The sequence below is a fragment of the Desulfospira joergensenii DSM 10085 genome, assembly GCF_000420085.1.
In the GTDB taxonomy this organism is placed as follows: Bacteria; Desulfobacterota; Desulfobacteria; order Desulfobacterales; family Desulfobacteraceae; genus Desulfospira; species Desulfospira joergensenii.
Genome location: NZ_ATUG01000003.1, coordinates 142,215 through 159,401, shown reverse-complemented (window position 1 = coordinate 159,401; position 17,187 = coordinate 142,215). Strand labels below are relative to the sequence as shown.

The following is a 17,187-nucleotide window of genomic DNA, read 5'->3' as shown; positions in this document are numbered from 1 at the left end:
AAAACAAAAGGCCGGTGAAATCATGATTTCATCCGGCCTTTATATTATGAAAGAACAGTCTTCCGGTTAAACGGAAGCGGCAGTCCGGTTAGGGGTGCCGCCTCTGGTTTGAGTCGGGAAAAACCTATTCCTCTTCTTCTGCAGGGTCTTCTGCGTCGACATCTGCGTCGGCATCGGCATCCGCCTCTGGTTCCGCATCTGCATCGGCTTCTTCCTGGGCCTTGTTGGCTTCAATCTGCTCCTGGATGTTATTCCGGAGGATCTCGCCAAAAGAGGAGGTGGCAGGCTTCATGTTCTTGGCAAATTCTTCAAGATACTTATCATCGTCATCGTCTTCAAGACGTTTGATGGAAAGCCCGATCCGTCTTTCATCGGAGTTGATATTCATCACTTTGGCCGTAATGGTCTCTCCGATCTGGTAGTGCTCTTTGGGGCTCTTGATGTTTTCTTTGCTGATTTCGGAAACATGAACAAGGCCTTCAATGCCCTCCTCCAATTCCACAAATACGCCGAAGTCGGTCAGGTTGGTAATTACGCCGGAAATTTCCTTGCCGACTTCGTAGCGCTGTCCAACGGTTTCCCAGGGATCTGCCTGGGTCTGTTTGATGCCCAGGGAGAATCGTTCATTGGCCTTGTCAATATCAAGAACAACGGCCTGGATGGTGTCGTTCTTCTTATAGACCTCAGAGGGATGTTTGATTCTCTTTGTCCAGGAAATATCTGAGATATGAACCAGACCGTCAATATCGTCATCAATGCCGATAAAGAGGCCGAACTCGGTAATATTCTTGATTTTTCCTTCGATGATGGTCCCCACGGGGTATTTCTGGGAAATGACTTCCCAGGGATTGTCAACCGTCTGCTTGATGCCCAGGGATATTCTTCTGTTATCGGGTTTGAGATCCAGAACAACCGCCTCAACCTCTTCGCCCACAGTTACCATCTGGGACGGGTGGCGGATCTTCCGGGTCCAGGACATTTCAGATACATGGATAAGGCCTTCCACCCCTTCTTCAAGCTCGATAAAGGCACCGTAATCGGTGAGGCTGACCACCCGGCCCGTAATCTTGGAGCCCACAGGATATTTATCTATGGCCGTGGTCCAGGGATCCGGGGTAAGCTGTTTCATGCCCAGGGAAACTCTTTCCTTTTCAAAGTCAAAGGAGAGAATCTTGACGTTGATATGGTCGCCCACGCTGTACAGTTCCGAGGGATGTTTGACCCGGCCCCAGGAGATGTCTGTGATGTGAAGAAGACCGTCCACACCGCCGAGATCCACAAAGATCCCGTATTCGGTGATGTTCTTGACGATCCCTTCCATGACCTTGTCGTTTTCAATGGCCTTAAGGGTGGTGGCCCTCAGTTTATCCCGTTCCGCTTCCAGAAGGACTCTTCTGGAAAGGACGATATTGTTTCTCTTTTTATTGTACTTCAGAATCTTAAAGGTATAGGTCTGTCCGACCATTTCATCCATATTCCGGATGGGGCGCAGGTCAGCCTGGGATCCTGGCAGAAATGCCGTCAGTCCGATATCAACTGAAAAACCGCCTTTTACCCTGGAAGTAATGACGCCCTCAATGGTGGAGTCGTCATCGTACACTTCTTTAATGGCATCCCAGACTTTGACTTTCTTGGCTTTTTCCCGGGAAAGAAGCACGGTTTCTTCTTCTTCATCCCAGACTTCGATCATCACCTCAAACTGGTCGTTGACATTGACGTTGACATTGCCTTCCTCATCAATGAATTCGTGAATAGAGATCCGGCCCTCAGATTTGTATCCCACATCCACAAGGACCATTTCCCTGCCGACGGATATCACAGTTCCGGTAACTACCTGCCCCTCTTCAAATTTTTTAAGGCTGGACTCGTAAATGCCCAAAAGCTCTTCCATCGTTTCTTCGCCGGTGATGTCATCAAACTCGGACGTAGAAGCCTCTTCTGTTTTCTCTAATTCATCAGTATTCATTTTTTGGTTTTCGTTTTCTTCAGCAATGTTGTTCATTAATATTATTCTCCCTTGTCGAATTTTTGTTACCCGCCCTCTCTGGGCAACACCCGGGTTAAATCCGTATAAATACTGGTATTAGACCGTGGGAAACCGACCAGAGGATGAGTACAATTTGCCTTTATATCAACTTCAAAAAAGGAAATCAAGAAAATAATACGGTATTCGGGAGCTCCTTTTTTACGAATTTTGAATATAGGACTTCATTCTGGCGACCACCTCAAGGATGCTCAGATGGGTGGAATCTATTCTTACGGCGTCGGGAGCCGGCTTAAGAGGCGCCTCTTTTCTGTGGGTATCGTCGTGGTCCCGCCGGCTCATCTCCGCCTGGACGGTTTGAAAATCTTTGCCTTGATCGCCGGTTTCATCAAAGCGTCTTCGGGCGCGAACCGAGATATCGGCAGACAAAAAAAACTTAAAATCCGCATCCGGGAAAACCACGGTTCCCATGTCCCGGCCCTCAAAAACCGCGTCCTGGTTCATGCCGATCCTTCTCTGCAAATCGAGCAGGGTCGCCCTGACCTCGGGCCGGGCTGAAACGGCAGAGGCCAGCATGGAAATTTCAGAGGTCCGGATAAAGGGGGTGATATCCTTTCCTGAAGAGACCAGGGTTAAATCCGGGCCGTCCAGAATGAAATTCAGGTCGAGGCCGGTCAGGAATTCGGCCAGGATCTCATCCTTTTCCCAGTCTGCATTCTGGTTTTGAATTTCATAGGCCACTCCTCGGTACAGGGCGCCGGTGTCCACATAGACGCAGCCCAGATCGGCTGCCAGGGCTTTGCTTACCGTTGTCTTTCCGGCTCCTGCAGGGCCGTCAATGGTGATGATTCTGGGAGACATATGGGAATTTCCTTATAGAACAGATTTCAATGCCTTGATAAAGGCCTGATTTTCCCCGGGGGTGCCGGTATTGACCCGGATAAACGTATCAAACCCGTAGGATTTCATGGACCTGACAATCACGCCCAGTTTGAGCATCTTATTGAACACTTGAGTGGCATCGGTTTTCAGGTTAACCATGAGAAAATTGGATTGGGTGGGAAGAAATTCCAATCCAATTTCCCGGAACTCATCACATAGATAATCGATTCCCTGGTGGGTGAGTTCAATGCTTTTTTTCAAGAAATCATCATCGCCGAGGGCGGCTTCGGCTGCTGCCTGGGCAAGTCCGTTAACATTGAAAGGCTGACGGATCCGGTTCAGTATCTCGGCCACCTCCGGGTCCATGATCCCGTAACCGATCCTGAAACCGGCCAGGCCATAGGCCTTGGAAAAAGTTCTCAAGGTAACGATCCTGGGATCGTCCAGGGGACGATCCAGAGAATTGTAAACCGCCCCGTCCCTGACAAACTCAATATAGGCTTCATCCACCACAATGATCACATCCCGGGCAAGTTTTGCGGCAAAATCCTCAAATTCTTCCCGGGTCAAAGTGCCGCCCGTGGGGTTAAAGGGGTTGGTGATAAAGACCATCCGGGTTCTGGGTCCTGTCTTTTCCAGGATACCGTCCAGATTGGTTGAAAAATCATTTAGGGGCACCATGACGGGACATCCCTTGGCCGTCTTGACGCTGATTTCGTACATCAGAAAAGAGGGCAGGGGCATAACCGCTTCATCGCCCGGATTCAAAAAGGCATGGGCCAGAAGGGCGATGATATCGTCGGACCCGTTCCCCAGGACAATATTTTCCGGTTTAACACCATACTTGTCCGACAGGCTTTTGCACAGGGAAGGCGCACTCGGCTCCGGGTACCGGTTCATGGCGGACAGGTTTTCCTGCACGGCCCGGGTCACCCGGGGAGAAAATCCCAGGGGGTTTTCATTGGAGGCAAGTTTAACGGCATTTGAAATGCCGTGCTCCCTTTCCAGCTCCCTGAGGGGCTTGCCCGCCTCATAAGGCTTTATGGTTTCTATCTGACTGCTGATTTTAAATTTCATGGGAGACCGCTCCTGACCCGGATATCTGTGGATTATATGTTCATGTAAAAACCTACTATCTATTTAGGATTTGAATTTTTGTCAATACCTGTGATAGAGAAACCTCAAGATGAATCACTTGTCAGACGTAAAACCCAAATTGTGGATAAAAGATAATGAACCCCGCCGTCATCACAGGTCTTGAAAATTTCAGACAAAACCCGCCCCAAGAGCTGAAAAACCAGCGGCTCGGTCTCCTGGCCAACCCGGCCTCTGTTGCCGGCGACTTTCGCCATGCCGTTGAGATCATCAATGAATCCTTTCCCGGTCAGCTGTCTGCCCTGTTTTCCCCCCAGCACGGTTTTTACGCGGAAAAACAGGACAATATGATCGAATCCTCCCACACCATCCATCCCCGATTGAATATCCCTGTTTACAGCCTGTACAGTGATACCCGGATCCCCACCCCGGATATGTTCCAGGATATCGACACCCTGATCGTGGATATCCAGGATGTGGGCACCCGGGTCTATACATTTATATATACGATCTCCTTTTGCATGGAAACGGCTGCCGGCCTGGGCAAAAAAGTGATGATCCTGGACAGGCCCAATCCCATCGGCGGGATTCACGTGGAAGGAAACCTTCTTGAACCTGAATTTGCATCCTTTGTGGGCAGGTTCCCCATTCCCATGCGCCACGGACTCACCGTGGGAGAGATTTCAAAATTCTTCAGCCTTGAATTCAACCTGGGATGCGATCTGAGTCTCATCCCCATGAAAGGCTGGACCAGGAAAATGCTCTGGCAGGACACCGGACTGGCCTGGATTCCCCCCTCTCCCAACCTGCCCACCCCCCTGTCCTGTTCGGTTTATCCCGGGCAGGTGATCTTTGAAGGAACCAATTTGTCCGAAGGCCGGGGCACCACCCTGCCCTTTGAACAATTCGGGGCCCCTTTTCTCGATACCGGGGCAATTATTCAGGAGACCTGGGGCCGGATAAAAGGGGCTCATCTCCGGGAGGTCAATTTCGAGCCCACCTCGGGCAAATGGCAGAACCGGGTCTGCCGAGGGTTTCACATCCATATCCTGGATCCGGACCGATACCGGCCCTATTTTTCCTCTCTTCTACTTTTGCAGGCCATACTCAAATTTCATCCGGATGAGTTTCAATTTAAAGAGCCTCCCTATGAATACGAATATGACCGCATGCCCATGGACCTGATCCTGGGCAGCCAAACCCTGCGGCAGGAGATCATGGAGCAGAAAAACCTGAAAGACCTTGAGGATAATTGGTGCAAAGGACTGAACCATTTTACATCCCTTTCAAGAAAGTATCATCTGTATGGGGGATGAATCTAAAAACCTGCCCTGGAAACGGATGAGTTTCAAGGGCAACAAGGTATGGGCGGAAATCACTTCCCAGGGAAAGATCAAGGTTGAGGATGGCAAGGTCAGGATCAAGTATAATTTAAACCAGGATTATGAGTACAGGATCAAAATGGACAACCTCAGGCCGGAAGAGGAGGCTGTCCCGGCAGCTCCCAAGAAGCCCAAACCTTCCGGTAAAAAAAAGGGCGACCAGGGGAAACAGGAACTGACAACTCCGGAAAATATGGAAACCGATCTGCCGGAAAACTGCATCCGAATTTATACGGACGGAGCCTCTTCGGGAAACCCCGGGCCTTCGGGGATCGGGGCTCTTCTGATCTACGGGGAAAATCGGAAAGAACTTTCCAAAAGCATTGGAATCTCCACCAATAACATCGCCGAACTGACCGCCATTGAGGCGGCCCTTTCCCTTTTAAAGAGAAGGGATCTTCCCGTCCGGGTCTACACGGATTCAAGCTATGCCCTGGGACTGCTGAGCCAGGGATGGAAACCCAGGAAGAACCGGAAACTGGTGGGCCGGATCAGAACGCTCATGGAAAACTTTACAGATCTGAAACTGATTAAGGTCAAGGGACATTCCGGCATCAAGGAGAACGAAGTGGCGGATTTTCTTGCGACTTCGGCCATTAAAAAAGATTAGGATCAGGTACCCCTCTGGGGGATGAGGCTTTTCCGGCCCGGGGAGACCGGTCTACTGCCTGCCCGGCAGGTTTGGAAAGGAAAAACGGCAAAGGCCGGCCCAGGGGCCGGCCCCAAAACAGGATCACAAAAAATGAATCAGGATCCTGGAATTTATTTTTTCAGATCTGCCAGTTCTTTTTCAAGTTCGGCGATTCTGGTCTTATCATCATCTGCCGGGGCATCCTGGCCTTCTTCATTTTTCCAGGAGTCCTTAAGTTCATCAAAACCGAGGTAAAGGGCAAGTCCGCCGCCAAGCAAGAGAATAGGTGGGATGCATCCGGCAAGGACCTGCAAAAACTGACCAAACCATACCGCCAGACCGACAACACCGAGAAGAACTGCAATCGCACCACCAATTAAAGTTTTCATAAGTACATCCTCCTTAACTAAGTTTATTTTTCCACAGCTAAATAGTTTCTTGTTGAATAGAAATGATCATCCACAGATAAAGACAATTACCATAGGATCACCTTTTTATCAAGGCGTTTTTCCAGGTTTGGATCCCCCGGTTCTCCAGGGGAATGAAAAAGATTCATAACCTGATTTGTCATCAGTTTTTAGATAAAACCCGGGATGCCCGTGATAATAATATTGCCATTGGAACCCAGCTCTGGTAATGAATAAAGGTTTAAATCAGCCAGGCTGACTCCCATGCGGACCATCGGTGATTTCAATTTATACTCGGGAGAGACCAAGGCCAAATAGTAAGGAAAGTTTCATGAATCTGTTTGCACCTCTTAAAGCCCTTCTGGCCCGGCCCCGCGCTAGAATCAGAAAATACATTGATAATCTTCTGGAAGATTCAATTACCTATCACACCAGCCTTTACCCCGGCAACAGAAGCCTGATCATAAAAAAAATCCTTAACCGGCTCACCGCCAAGGTAAAGGTGGATGATCACAATCTGGATAAAATCAAAAAAATCGATCCGGACAATTTTGTGGTTTTTGCCAGCAAAAATAAACGGGTTTTTGATTTTCTCTACCTGCATACCTGTTTCAAGGATATGGAACTGCCCTATCCTGAATTGGGATTTGATTTTTCCTTTTTCTTCACCCAGCCCCTGAAACGGTTGTTCAGGATCTTTATCTCTCACATGGATTATTTTCTCCATCATTTTCATTTCAGGGACATCTACACCTCGGGACAGGCCGAGCAAGAGCTTTTAAAGGGAAAATCCGGATTTGTCTGCCTTATCGAAGAGGATGATTTTTACAAGAGATTTATCAAATCCACCCCAGACCCCCTTTTCCTTCTCATCGAATTTCAAAAACGCATGGACAAATCCGTCATCATCGTGCCCGAGGATATCATCTACGTTTCCAAACCCATGCACAAGGACCCGGGACTGGCCGATATTCTCCTGGGGACCCATGAAAAGCCGGGACTGCTCAAACGGCTGTATATCCTGTTTCGTCACCCGGATAAGATAAAGGTGGCCATTGCCAATCCGGTGGACCTCAAGGAGTTTATCCGCCGGCCGGAAATCGATCGCCTGGATGCCGAATTCCAGACCCACAAGCTCAGGACCTATTTGACGGACATTCTCAACCGCCAGAGAAAAAGCATTACCGGGCCGGTCCTCAAGTCCCGCCAGGAAATCACCGAAGAGATCCTGACCCGTAAATCCTTGCGGGAGTATCTTGCCGAATATGCCGCAGCCCAAAACATCTCTTTGCAGAAAACCAATAAAAAGGCCGCCTCTTATATCAACGAGATTGCCGCCAATTACAACCTCAGGGTGATCAACTTCGGCAGGTGGATCCTGACCTGGGTATTTAAAAACATATTCGAAGGACTGATGGTCAACCAGTCAGAGATCAACAGAATGCGGGAAAAGTCCACCGAGGCCCCCCTGATCCTGGTTCCCTGTCATAAAAGCCATCTTGACTATCTTCTCCTGCCCTATGTCATGTACAAAAACAATATGCCCTGCCCCCACATCGCCGCCGGAAAAAACCTATCCTTCTGGCCCCTGGGTCCCCTGTTCCGGGGAGGCGGAGCTTTTTTCCTGAGACGGACATTCAAGGGAGCCGAACTCTACTCAAAGATATTTGCCGCCTATCTGGGAAAACTGCTCCTGGAGGGGTTCAATATCAAGATCTTCATTGAAGGTGGGAGGAGCCGGACCGGAAAGCTTCTCACTCCACGACCCGGCGGCCTTGCCATGATCATCAGGGCCTATCTTGATGGCGCCTGCGACAACCTCTACTTTGTCCCGATTTTCATAGGATATGACCGGGTTCTGGAAGAGGATGCCTATTTAAAAGAAATCGAGGGGGGGAATAAGAGTCCGGAGACCCTCAAGGGACTGATCTCCACCCGGAAATTTTTAAAAAAGAAATATGGAAAGGTCTATATCCGCTTTGACGAACCCATTTCCATCAACGATTATATCCGGGAAAAAAACATAGACCTCATCAAAACCACGGACAAAGAGTATATCCGGTTCATCAAACAACTGGGCTACAAACTCATCAACCGGATCAACGCCAATGCCGTGGCCACCCCCCACGGCATTATGGCCAGCGCCATCCTGACCGGTTCCTCCAACACCTTCTCAAAGAGGCAGCTCCTGGAACGGGTCAATACCTATATGAATCTTCTTACCTTTTTTGAGGCAGAGCTGTCCGACACCCTGCTCATTGACCCGGACAACACCCTGGATACGGTCATCCGTACCTTTATCAGCCGGAATTTCATGGAACTGGCAGACGAGGATGAAGATGAAATTACAGAGGATACCCAGTTCATCATCAAGCACAATAAACGGGCCATTCTGGATTACTATAAGAACTCCGTGATTTCCTTTTTTGTTCCTTCGGCCTATACTGCCGTGGCCGTACTGGAATGCGACCGGTTTACCTTCTCTCCGGCCGACCTGGTTCTGCGGTATAAGTTTCTCCAGAAGATGTTTACGGATGAATTCTCCTACGACGAAGACCTGACCTGCGAGGAACAGATCTCCCTGAGCATCAAGGGCTTTATAAGCCAGGGGATCCTGGTTCCGGATTCCAAGACCGAGATGTTCAACCTGACCTCCAGCGGGCGGAGAAAATTAAAATGGTTTGCCGCTTTTATGCAGCCTTTCCTGGAATCCTACCATACCGCCCTTGTCTATTTTGAAAAAGAAAAACCCGGGGAGTACGATGCCAGGGAAAGGGGCAAAAAGATCCTGTCCCAGGCCGGGAAATTGTACAAACGAAACCAGATCCGGCTGAAAGAATCCATCTCCCTGATTAATTATAGAAATGCCGCCAATTATTTCATGAAAAACGGGATCAACGGGGCTGAAGACCAGGTTCAAATCGAGCATTATAAACAGATTATCGACCGCCTGATCCAGCTGACCCTGTCCTGATCCGCCAAATATTCGGGCCATCCCATGAAAGCTCTCATCCTAGCGGCAGGATTCGGCACCCGGCTCCTGCCCCATACCCAGGAACGACCCAAGCCCCTGTTTACCCTGGGCAACCGGCCCCTGCTGGAAATTGCCATTAACGGTCTGGTTGAGGCGGGGTGTGAGCACATCCTCATCAACACCCATCACCTTCACGAAAAGATTCAATCCTTTGTCCGGAGCCTCCGGGTTCCGGTGAAAATCCAACTGGTTCATGAAAAAGAGATTCTGGAAACGGGCGGGGCCATTGCCAATATCCGATCTTTTGTGGAGGATGGCCCCTTTTTCGTCATTAATTCCGATGTGGTGTCCAGCCTTGATTTAAAAGCTCTCTATGAATTTCATTCGGCCTCAGGGGTTCTGGCCACCCTGGCGGTTCACGACCATAAAGAGTTTAACATTGTCAAGATCGATTCCAGGGGATTTATCGAGAATTTTGAATTTCCGGAAAAGGGACTGGCCTTTACCGGAATCCAGGTCCTGTCCCCGGCCATATTTGACCGTTTCCCGGACCAAAAGAAATTCTCCTCCATTGATCTTTACCGGACCCTCTGCCCGGAACACCAGGTCAAGGCCTATGTGGCACAGAATCTGTTCTGGAGGGATATCGGAACTCCTTTTTCCTACACGGAAACCTCCATGAGATGGACGGCCGGACAGGCCCTTGACCTTCCCGTCACTGATCTCGGTCCAATCGAGATAACCCCCCTGGCCGGGGACGGTTCAGACCGGAAATGGTTCCGGGCCTCGTCTCCCCGGGAGCCCGCAAGAACCCGGTCCGTTGTTATCTCCGACCACGGCATCTGTTCCCGGGCCGGGGACAACCTGGCCCAGATCCGGTCCTTTGTCCGCATCGGGGGCCACCTCTTTTCCAAAGGGATCCCGGTCCCTGAAATCCTGGCCTTTGATGAACTGTCCGGGATCGTGGTATTGGAAGACCTAGGCCATGCCCACCTGGCCGACCGGATAAAGACACTGGACCGTTCCGGTATCCTCTCTTTGTATAAACGGGTGATCCAAAGAATCATTGAGTTTTCCCAAAAGGGCAAAATCGGCTTTGATCCGGCCTGGACCTGCCAGACCGAGACCTACTCCAGGGATTTGATCCTGGAAAAAGAATGCCGATACTTTATGGAGGCCTTTGTTCAGGGGTATATGGGGATAGAAATTGATTTTAATGATTATATTGAAGAGTTCAATTATATCGCAGACATGGCCCTGAAACACTCAACCCCGGGACTGATGCACCGGGATATGCAGTCCAGGAATATCATGATCCATAAAGAAAAGATCTTTTTCATCGATTATCAGTCTGCCCGGACAGGCCCTCTGGAATATGATCTGGCTTCCCTTTTAATTGATCCCTATGTTACACTGGCCCGGAATGCTCAGGAGGATTTGCTGGCATATGCAATTGAAATCCTCGGGATAAAGGATAAAATCAAGACAGAGAATTTCCTGAGGACCTTTGGGTTCTGCTGCCTGACCCGGAACCTTCAAATTCTCGGGGCCTTTGGCTATTTAAGCCGGGTCAAGGGGAAAACCGGGTTCCAGGCCCACATCCCCCCTGCCCTGGACAGCCTGAAATCCATTTTCTTGAAACTGGACCAAGGGAAATTGAAAAACCTGACAGATCTTGTCAGACAGCTATGAGGTAAGGCATGGAAAAAATTCATATCATGATCAACGGTCTGCCCGGCAATGTGGCAAAAACCATGGCAGACGCAGCCCTTAAGGATGAGCGGTTTGAGCTGATCCCCTATTCCCTGACCGGCCCGGAAATTCCTCAATCCCGGTTCCGTGTGGACTCCTTTGAATTTTCCCTGGTCAAACCCGAAGAACGGGAAAAGGTCTTTCTCCGGCTGGTTGAAGAGTATCCCGGGTTTATTGCCGTGGACTACACCCATCCCAGCGCTGTGAACGCCAATGCCCAATTCTATACCCGAAACCGGATTCCCTTTGTCATGGGCACCACGGGCGGGGACCGGGAGGCCTTGGAGGAAAGCGTGGTAAAAGGGCAGACCCCTGCAGTTATTGCCCCGAACATGGCCAAACAGATCGTTGGATTCCAGGCCATGATGGAATATGCGGCCAACACCTTCCCGGACCTCTTTGCCGGATACTCCCTTAGGGTGAAGGAAAGCCATCAGCAGTCCAAGGCAGACACATCCGGTACGGCCAAGGCCATGGTGGGTTATTTCAACACCCTGGGGGCGAATTTCAAAAAGGAGGAAATCGAGCAGATCCGGGACCCGGAGATCCAGGAAAAAGAGTGGCAGATCCCCAAAGAGTATCTGTCCGGCCACGGCTGGCACACCTATACTCTCAAATCTGCCGACGACACGGTTCTCTTTGAGTTCAAGCACAATATCAACGGCAGGGACATCTACGTTTCCGGCACCTTTGATGCCGTGGTTTTCCTGAAAGAGAAACTGACTCAACCCGATTCGGGACAACGGCTCTACACCATGATCGATGTCCTGAAAAAAACCTGAACTTCGGTATTCTTATGAGCCTCTTTGTCAAACTCGCCCTGATCCTGTTCGGCCTGGCCTACCTGATCTCCCCGGTGGACATCATACCCGATATCCTTGTTCCCTACCTGGGATGGCTGGACGACGGCCTGGTTCTCTGGTGCGTATATTATCTGCTCCGACACGGGCAGCTGCCCTGGTTTCTGTTCAAGAAAAAACCCCTGGGCCGGTCCCATGCAGATCCCGGGCCGGAAGGTGCCAAGACCGGGTCTGAAAAACAAGGAAGATCAAACCGTCCTTCAAATTCCGGAGCCCCCCGGAAAAATGACAAAACCCAATTCCGCTCCCCAAAACCGGGATCTGAATACCGGATCCTGGGATTGGGCCCGGATGCCCCATGGAAAGAGATCCAGGCCGCATACAAGGAAAAGATAAAAAAATATCATCCAGACAAGGTCAATCATCTGGGAGAGGAATTTTCAGACCTGGCCAATGAAAAATTCCTGGAAATCCAGCAGGCCTATGAAAGCCTGAAAAGAAAAAAGGGCCGCTAGATTATAGAATCTCTATCCGACACCCTGAAAGTCAAAAATCAATCCATTGAGGTTCAATGGCACAGAACCGGTTCATCCTCTTCCCCTGTACTGGTCTTTCTCCACGAGGGACTGGGAAGCCTGGGGCTGTGGAAGGACTTTCCCCGGGATCTTTGCCGGATCTGCCAATGCCCGGGATTTGTATTTTCCAGATCCGGGTATGGAAAATCCGCTCCCTGTGCCCTGCCCCGGAAGATCAATTTCATGCACAAAGAAGCCCTGGATATTCTGCCTGAAATTCTGGCAACTGCCGGGATCAAAGATCATATCATCATCGGCCACTCAGACGGGGGGTCCATCGGAGTGATCTATGCGGGCAGCCCCCATACCGCCCGTCTCAAGGGACTGATCACGGAAGCCGCCCATGTGTTTGTCGAACCGGTCACCATCAAATCGATACAAAAGGCCAGAAAAGCCTACCTGGAAGGCAATCTCAAAAAAAAGCTGGAACGCCACCACGGAGAAAATACGGACACGGCCTTTTGGGGATGGAACGATGTCTGGCTTCACCCCAAATTCATTCACTGGAACATTGAAAAGTATCTGCAAAGGATCCAGGTTCCGGTCCTGGCCCTCCAGGGCCGCCAGGACCCCTACGGGAGTCTGGCCCAGCTCAATGCCCTCTCAGATAAAATACCTGACTGCAGCACCCGGATCATTGAAGAGTGCGGCCATGCCCCCCATATTGAACAAAAAAAATCGATCTTGAAAATAATGGGCGATTTTATCCATCTTTATTTGCCGTCCTGATATACTGAACTGCCTGGAAGAATTCTTCCTTAAAAGCGGCCAAAGGATGAAAAAGCTTCCTGTTGTATCTGATGGATGGTTTTGGAATCCGGTAAAAAAGGAATTTTTGGAACCATTGGCATGGGTAATTCAAGGGTATGAAAAAATGGGAGGGACTTCATCTTCATATTGTAAGCCAGAACCATCAAGGTCTCCAAATTGACCACATCTTCGATATTATAGGCCAGCAGGGTTTCCAAAGCTTTTTCATTCCCGTTTTGTTGATACTCTTGCCAAAGCAGAACAGCGAAATAGCCGTCAACCCCGTCCAGATCCCCCCGGTCAAGCCCCAATGCTTTTTCACATCGTTTTAAGCCTCCGGAGTATCCCAGGCTTTTCAAAATATATCTCAGGTCAATGTGAGCCTGATCCAGCTTTGTACTAAAATACTTTTCAATGAAAGGCTGATCAAAAATCTTTCCGTTGTAGGTTACAATGATATTGTAGTTTTGGATATCTTCCTTGAAATCGTTCAGGTTCCGGCCCTGGACATAGTAGCTGATCTTTTTTCCGTCATAAAGGGCGATGGTTGTGATTTCAGCCCCCCACATGTCAAGGCCGGTGGTCTCAATATCAAGATAGGCCATTGAATTTCGAAACTCGGGAAATAAGCGCCAGTGTTCCCTGGCCGGCAGGAGATCGGAAAAATATATCGGGTTATCCAGATTCTCCAGGGAATCTTGAATATGCTCTCTTATATTTGCCAGTCGCTGGGAAGATATTCCGGGATGATCACCCTTGAGTACATCCTGCCAGGTCCTTATGCCACAGTCCCAAATCTGTTCTTCTGTCTTGGCACCGATCCCCGGGATATGCTGAAAAGAATTTTTAAGCATGGATCATTGAATCCCTTTCCTGTTTTTTGTTTTGTATTCTTTTGGAGTAAGGAATTGGATTTATCAATCCCTCTTGCCATGGGCCAGCATGTGAATCAGATCCGATTCTTCAAGGACGGTGATATTCAGATTTTTTGCCTTTGCCAGTTTGGACCCGGCCTTGGCCCCGGCAATCAAAAAATCAGTCTTTGAGGAAACCGTGGAGGTGACCTTGGCTCCCAGGTCCCTAAGGGCCGTTTTGGCCTCGTCCCGGGTCATGGTCTCCAGAGTGCCCGTAAGCACAATGGTTTTAGCGGAAAAGACATGGTCTTGCTCTTCCCGGGAATCCTCTTTTAAACGATAAAGGTCATTGAAGATTTCCACCCCGGCCCCAAGGAGCCTCTGGATCACGGCCCGGTTTTCCGGGATGGAAAAAAACCGGGTAATGGCAGTGCTCCCTTTTTCCCCCAGGCCGTGGATGGACTCCAGACGGAGCTGGTCCGCATCCATGAGTTCCGGAAGGCCGGGAAATTCCCTGGCCAGAAGCATGGCAGCATTTTCCCCGGTGTGATCAATACCCAGGGCAAATAGGAGCCGGTTCAAAGAAACCCTCTTGGCGTGACGGATGGCATTGACCAGGTTTTGGGCCGACTTTTCCCCCATCCGGTCCAAGGCGGCCAGGGTGGATTGCTCCAGGGAAAAAAGATCTGCAAAGTCTTTTACCAGATCCTTGTCCACCAGAAGTTCCACCAGTTTTTTGCCCAGGCCGTCCACGTCAAAGCCTTTCTTGGAAACAAAATGACGGATCCTCTCCTTGAGCTGGGCCGGGCATCCGGAGTTGATGCACTTGACGGCGGCCTCATCGGGCAGCCGGGATACCGGGCTGTTGCATACCGGGCAGAATCGGGGCATGCAGAACTCTTTTTCGTCACCGGTCCGGGCGGAGTCGATCACCTTGACCACCTTGGGAATCACATCCCCGGCCCGGACCACCAGAACCCTGTCTCCGATACGGATATCCTTTCTGATGATCTCATCCTCGTTGTGCAGGGTGGCCCGGGAGACTGTGACCCCGCCCACCCGGACAGGGGCAAGCTCGGCCACAGGGGTGAGGGTGCCGGTCCGGCCGACCTGGACGCGGATGTCGTTGATTGTGCTGGTTTCCTGGGTGGCCGGAAATTTATAGGCAATGGCCCATCTGGGGCTTTTGATTTTCTCCCCCAGGGCCCTTTGCATGTCGATGCGGTCCACCTTGATGACCATCCCGTCGATTTCATAGTCCAGATCCGGCCGCATCTCCTGGAGCCGGCCATAAAAGACCAGGGCCTCTTTTAAAGAAATCCCTTTGCGGATATGGGGATTCACCCGAAAGCCAAAGGCCTCGAGTGTCTCGAGGAATTCAGCCTGGGTATTAAAATCCATGCCTTGGACCTGGCCCAGGCCGTAAGCAAACATGGCCAGGGGCCTCTTGGCCGTAATTTTGGAATCCAGTTGCCGCAGGGAGCCGGCAGCCGCATTTCTGGGATTGGCAAATAAAGATTCTCCCTTTTCCAGGCGCTGCCGGTTCAGGGCTTGAAAATCCTTTTCAAAGATAATTACCTCGCCCCGGACCTCGATCAGGGCCGGGGGATTCTTCTTATCCCGGTCGAGCCGCAAGGGGACAGATCGGATGGTCCGCACGTTATCGGTGATCACCTCTCCCCTGAATCCGTCTCCCCGGGTGGTGGCCCGGACCAGGATCCCCTCTTCATACCGGAGTTCCACAGCCACCCCGTCCAGCTTGGGTTCCACTGTATAGAGGACCTTTTTCGTTTCAAGATTTTTAAGAATCCGGTTGTGAAAATCCGTGATATCCTGATCGGAAAAGGCATTGTCCAGGCTGAGCATGGGAAGGGTGTGGGGGGCCGACTCAAAGCTTTCAAGGGGGGGAGCCCCGATCCTTTTTGTGGGAGAATCCTCAACGGAAAGTTCAGGAAACAGAGTTTCAATTTCCTTGAGTCTCCTGAGCATCATGTCGTACTCATGATCGGAGATCAGGGGATCATCCAGAACGTGGTATTGCCGGCTGTGAAAGGTCAGCTCCTTCTGGAGCCTTCGGGCTTCTTCTTTTATTTTCAGATCCATGATATTCGTCAGTTACCTATCCTCACCCAATCCATGGGCAAAGGAAAGCACGGCCTTGCAGGCCTGTTTCCTTGCCTCCTTGAATCTCTTTTTCCTGAACCCCGGGTCCCAGTCTTTGGAGGCCAGACTGTCCGACACCACCAGCAGGGAGGTCAACCGGACCTTTCTGTACCGGGCCGCGGCAAACAAGGCCGAGCATTCCATGTCAACGGCTGCCGCCCCGCGCTTTGTGAACCAGGCCACCTTTTCCGGGGTTTCCCGGTAAATGGCATCCGTGGTCCAGACCGGTCTTTGGCCTGCCTCCATGGCGTTGACGGAAAGATATCCGGCCAATTTCTCTGAAAGGGTCCTGTCCGGAAAGGTGATTCCAAGATCCGGGTCCAGGGCCTGGTAGTTCCCTGAGGTTCCCTCGTCACAGATGGCCCGGTCCGGAAGGATAAGGTCTCCGATGGCAAGATCCCGGGTCAGGGCCCCGCACCAGCCGAGAACGATGATCTGCCGGGCGCCTTTGGCCACCAGGGATTCCAGGAGCATGACAGCGTAAGGGGCGCCGATATAGGGTCCGGCAATGGTCACCCCTTTTTCCGTTTTAAAGAGGCGGCCCATGAAAAAGGGTCCTTGTCTGACCTTTTCAACCAAGGACCCCATGGTTCTTACATCCGGCTCGGTGGAAACCAGGACAGCCACCGGACCGATATCCGGCGCCTGTCTGGCTCCCAGGGGAGGGACCAGGGATTTACTATTCAGGTCCGACCCGGTCGGATAGCTCATCCTTTACCTCATCTATGATATCGTAGAGCCACATGATGTCCTCCACGGAAAGGCGTCCGGCCTTGGACGGCGCCCTGTCGGTTCCATCCTTTTTCTTGAGGATCCTGGGACCGACCTGGACCTTGGGTTCTCCATCTCCGTACTGGTGTATGGAGATTAAAAGACCGGTTTCCTCATTTTTCCATTCGCAGAGTTTCTTATCTTTATCAGGATCATAGCCTGCCATT

General features: G+C 50.7%; 15 protein-coding genes. 7 read left to right on the top strand and 8 right to left on the bottom strand.

What is annotated here, in order from left to right; translation table 11 throughout:
- Positions 1-124: 124 nt before the first annotated feature.
- The 3 genes from F608_RS33310 to hisC all read right to left on the bottom strand — a co-directional run bounded on the left by F608_RS33310 (position 125) and on the right by hisC (position 3,943).
- Positions 125-2,002 (bottom strand): 30S ribosomal protein S1, encoded by a 1,878-nt coding sequence (locus F608_RS33310; RefSeq protein WP_022668460.1) that lies wholly within the window; start codon positions 2,000-2,002, stop codon positions 125-127.
- Between the two features lie 183 nt (positions 2,003-2,185).
- Positions 2,186-2,845, bottom strand: a complete 660-nt coding sequence (cmk, locus tag F608_RS0124895) for a (d)CMP kinase (RefSeq protein WP_022668459.1) — start codon at positions 2,843-2,845, stop codon at positions 2,186-2,188.
- Between the two features lie 12 nt (positions 2,846-2,857).
- The gene (gene hisC, locus F608_RS0124890; RefSeq protein ID WP_022668458.1) at positions 2,858-3,943 is read right to left on the bottom strand and encodes a histidinol-phosphate transaminase; all 1,086 of its coding nucleotides are present in this window, start codon (positions 3,941-3,943) and stop codon (positions 2,858-2,860) included.
- Positions 3,944-4,098: 155 nt separating this feature from the next.
- Here hisC and F608_RS0124885 point away from each other — a divergent pair, with 155 nt between their 5' ends.
- Positions 4,099-5,277 carry an exo-beta-N-acetylmuramidase NamZ family protein gene (locus F608_RS0124885; protein ID WP_022668457.1) on the top strand — a complete coding sequence of 393 codons (1,179 nt, stop codon included), beginning with the start codon at positions 4,099-4,101 and terminating at the stop codon, positions 5,275-5,277.
- Positions 5,267-5,953, top strand: coding sequence for a ribonuclease HI (locus F608_RS36340; RefSeq protein WP_022668456.1), 687 nt, complete (start codon positions 5,267-5,269; stop codon positions 5,951-5,953). The genes F608_RS0124885 and F608_RS36340 overlap by 11 nt, the downstream gene beginning before the upstream one ends.
- A gap of 152 nt (positions 5,954-6,105) precedes the next feature.
- Here the strand turns inward: F608_RS36340 and F608_RS35935 are convergent, their stop codons facing one another.
- On the bottom strand, positions 6,106-6,363 hold the full coding sequence (locus F608_RS35935) for a hypothetical protein (protein ID WP_084681275.1): 258 nt from the start codon (positions 6,361-6,363) through the stop codon (positions 6,106-6,108).
- Between the two features lie 349 nt (positions 6,364-6,712).
- Between F608_RS35935 and F608_RS0124865 the strand changes: the two genes are divergently transcribed.
- Genes F608_RS0124865 through F608_RS0124845 form a run of 5 tightly spaced genes read left to right on the top strand, consistent with a single transcriptional unit; the run spans position 6,713 to position 13,211 of the window.
- Positions 6,713-9,355, top strand: a complete 2,643-nt coding sequence (locus F608_RS0124865; protein WP_022668452.1) for a 1-acyl-sn-glycerol-3-phosphate acyltransferase — start codon at positions 6,713-6,715, stop codon at positions 9,353-9,355.
- Between the two features lie 24 nt (positions 9,356-9,379).
- On the top strand, positions 9,380-11,047 hold the full coding sequence (locus F608_RS0124860) for a sugar phosphate nucleotidyltransferase (RefSeq protein ID WP_022668451.1): 1,668 nt from the start codon (positions 9,380-9,382) through the stop codon (positions 11,045-11,047).
- A gap of 8 nt (positions 11,048-11,055) precedes the next feature.
- Positions 11,056-11,889, top strand: a complete 834-nt coding sequence (gene dapB, locus F608_RS0124855; RefSeq protein ID WP_022668450.1) for a dihydrodipicolinate reductase — start codon at positions 11,056-11,058, stop codon at positions 11,887-11,889.
- Positions 11,890-11,903: 14 nt separating this feature from the next.
- Positions 11,904-12,422 carry a DnaJ domain-containing protein gene (locus tag F608_RS0124850; RefSeq protein WP_022668449.1) on the top strand — a complete coding sequence of 173 codons (519 nt, stop codon included), beginning with the start codon at positions 11,904-11,906 and terminating at the stop codon, positions 12,420-12,422.
- Positions 12,423-13,211 (top strand): alpha/beta fold hydrolase, encoded by a 789-nt coding sequence (locus F608_RS0124845; RefSeq protein ID WP_341833821.1) that lies wholly within the window; start codon positions 12,423-12,425, stop codon positions 13,209-13,211.
- A gap of 29 nt (positions 13,212-13,240) precedes the next feature.
- On the opposite strand, the gene F608_RS0124840 is transcribed toward F608_RS0124845, so the two are convergent.
- From F608_RS0124840 to F608_RS0124825, 4 genes are all read right to left on the bottom strand, one after another.
- Positions 13,241-14,086, bottom strand: a complete 846-nt coding sequence (locus F608_RS0124840) for a ribonuclease H-like domain-containing protein (protein WP_022668446.1) — start codon at positions 14,084-14,086, stop codon at positions 13,241-13,243.
- A 63-nt stretch (positions 14,087-14,149) separates the two neighbouring features.
- Positions 14,150-16,189 (bottom strand): NAD-dependent DNA ligase LigA, encoded by a 2,040-nt coding sequence (gene ligA, locus F608_RS0124835; protein ID WP_022668445.1) that lies wholly within the window; start codon positions 16,187-16,189, stop codon positions 14,150-14,152.
- 12 nt (positions 16,190-16,201) lie between these two features.
- Positions 16,202-16,960 (bottom strand): nucleoside phosphorylase, encoded by a 759-nt coding sequence (locus F608_RS0124830; RefSeq protein ID WP_022668444.1) that lies wholly within the window; start codon positions 16,958-16,960, stop codon positions 16,202-16,204.
- Complete coding sequence (locus F608_RS0124825) at positions 16,929-17,186, bottom strand: hypothetical protein (RefSeq protein ID WP_022668443.1); 258 nt, start codon at positions 17,184-17,186, stop codon at positions 16,929-16,931. The genes F608_RS0124830 and F608_RS0124825 overlap by 32 nt, the downstream gene beginning before the upstream one ends.
- Position 17,187: the final 1 nt, after the last annotated feature.

Excerpts from the sequence above, each read along its gene's own strand:
- F608_RS33310 (WP_022668460.1), bottom strand. The coding sequence starts at position 2,002 with ATGAACAACATTGCTGAAGAAAACGAAAACCAAAAAATGAATACTGAT.
- cmk (WP_022668459.1), bottom strand. The coding sequence starts at position 2,845 with ATGTCTCCCAGAATCATCACCATTGACGGCCCTGCAGGAGCCGGAAAG.
- hisC (WP_022668458.1), bottom strand. The coding sequence starts at position 3,943 with ATGAAATTTAAAATCAGCAGTCAGATAGAAACCATAAAGCCTTATGAG.
- F608_RS0124885 (WP_022668457.1), top strand. The coding sequence starts at position 4,099 with ATGAACCCCGCCGTCATCACAGGTCTTGAAAATTTCAGACAAAACCCG.
- F608_RS36340 (WP_022668456.1), top strand. The coding sequence starts at position 5,267 with ATGGGGGATGAATCTAAAAACCTGCCCTGGAAACGGATGAGTTTCAAG.
- F608_RS35935 (WP_084681275.1), bottom strand. The coding sequence starts at position 6,363 with ATGAAAACTTTAATTGGTGGTGCGATTGCAGTTCTTCTCGGTGTTGTC.
- F608_RS0124865 (WP_022668452.1), top strand. The coding sequence starts at position 6,713 with ATGAATCTGTTTGCACCTCTTAAAGCCCTTCTGGCCCGGCCCCGCGCT.
- F608_RS0124860 (WP_022668451.1), top strand. The coding sequence starts at position 9,380 with ATGAAAGCTCTCATCCTAGCGGCAGGATTCGGCACCCGGCTCCTGCCC.
- dapB (WP_022668450.1), top strand. The coding sequence starts at position 11,056 with ATGGAAAAAATTCATATCATGATCAACGGTCTGCCCGGCAATGTGGCA.
- F608_RS0124850 (WP_022668449.1), top strand. The coding sequence starts at position 11,904 with ATGAGCCTCTTTGTCAAACTCGCCCTGATCCTGTTCGGCCTGGCCTAC.
- F608_RS0124840 (WP_022668446.1), bottom strand. The coding sequence starts at position 14,086 with ATGCTTAAAAATTCTTTTCAGCATATCCCGGGGATCGGTGCCAAGACA.
- ligA (WP_022668445.1), bottom strand. The coding sequence starts at position 16,189 with ATGGATCTGAAAATAAAAGAAGAAGCCCGAAGGCTCCAGAAGGAGCTG.
- F608_RS0124830 (WP_022668444.1), bottom strand. The coding sequence starts at position 16,960 with ATGAGCTATCCGACCGGGTCGGACCTGAATAGTAAATCCCTGGTCCCT.
- F608_RS0124825 (WP_022668443.1), bottom strand. The coding sequence starts at position 17,186 with ATGGCAGGCTATGATCCTGATAAAGATAAGAAACTCTGCGAATGGAAA.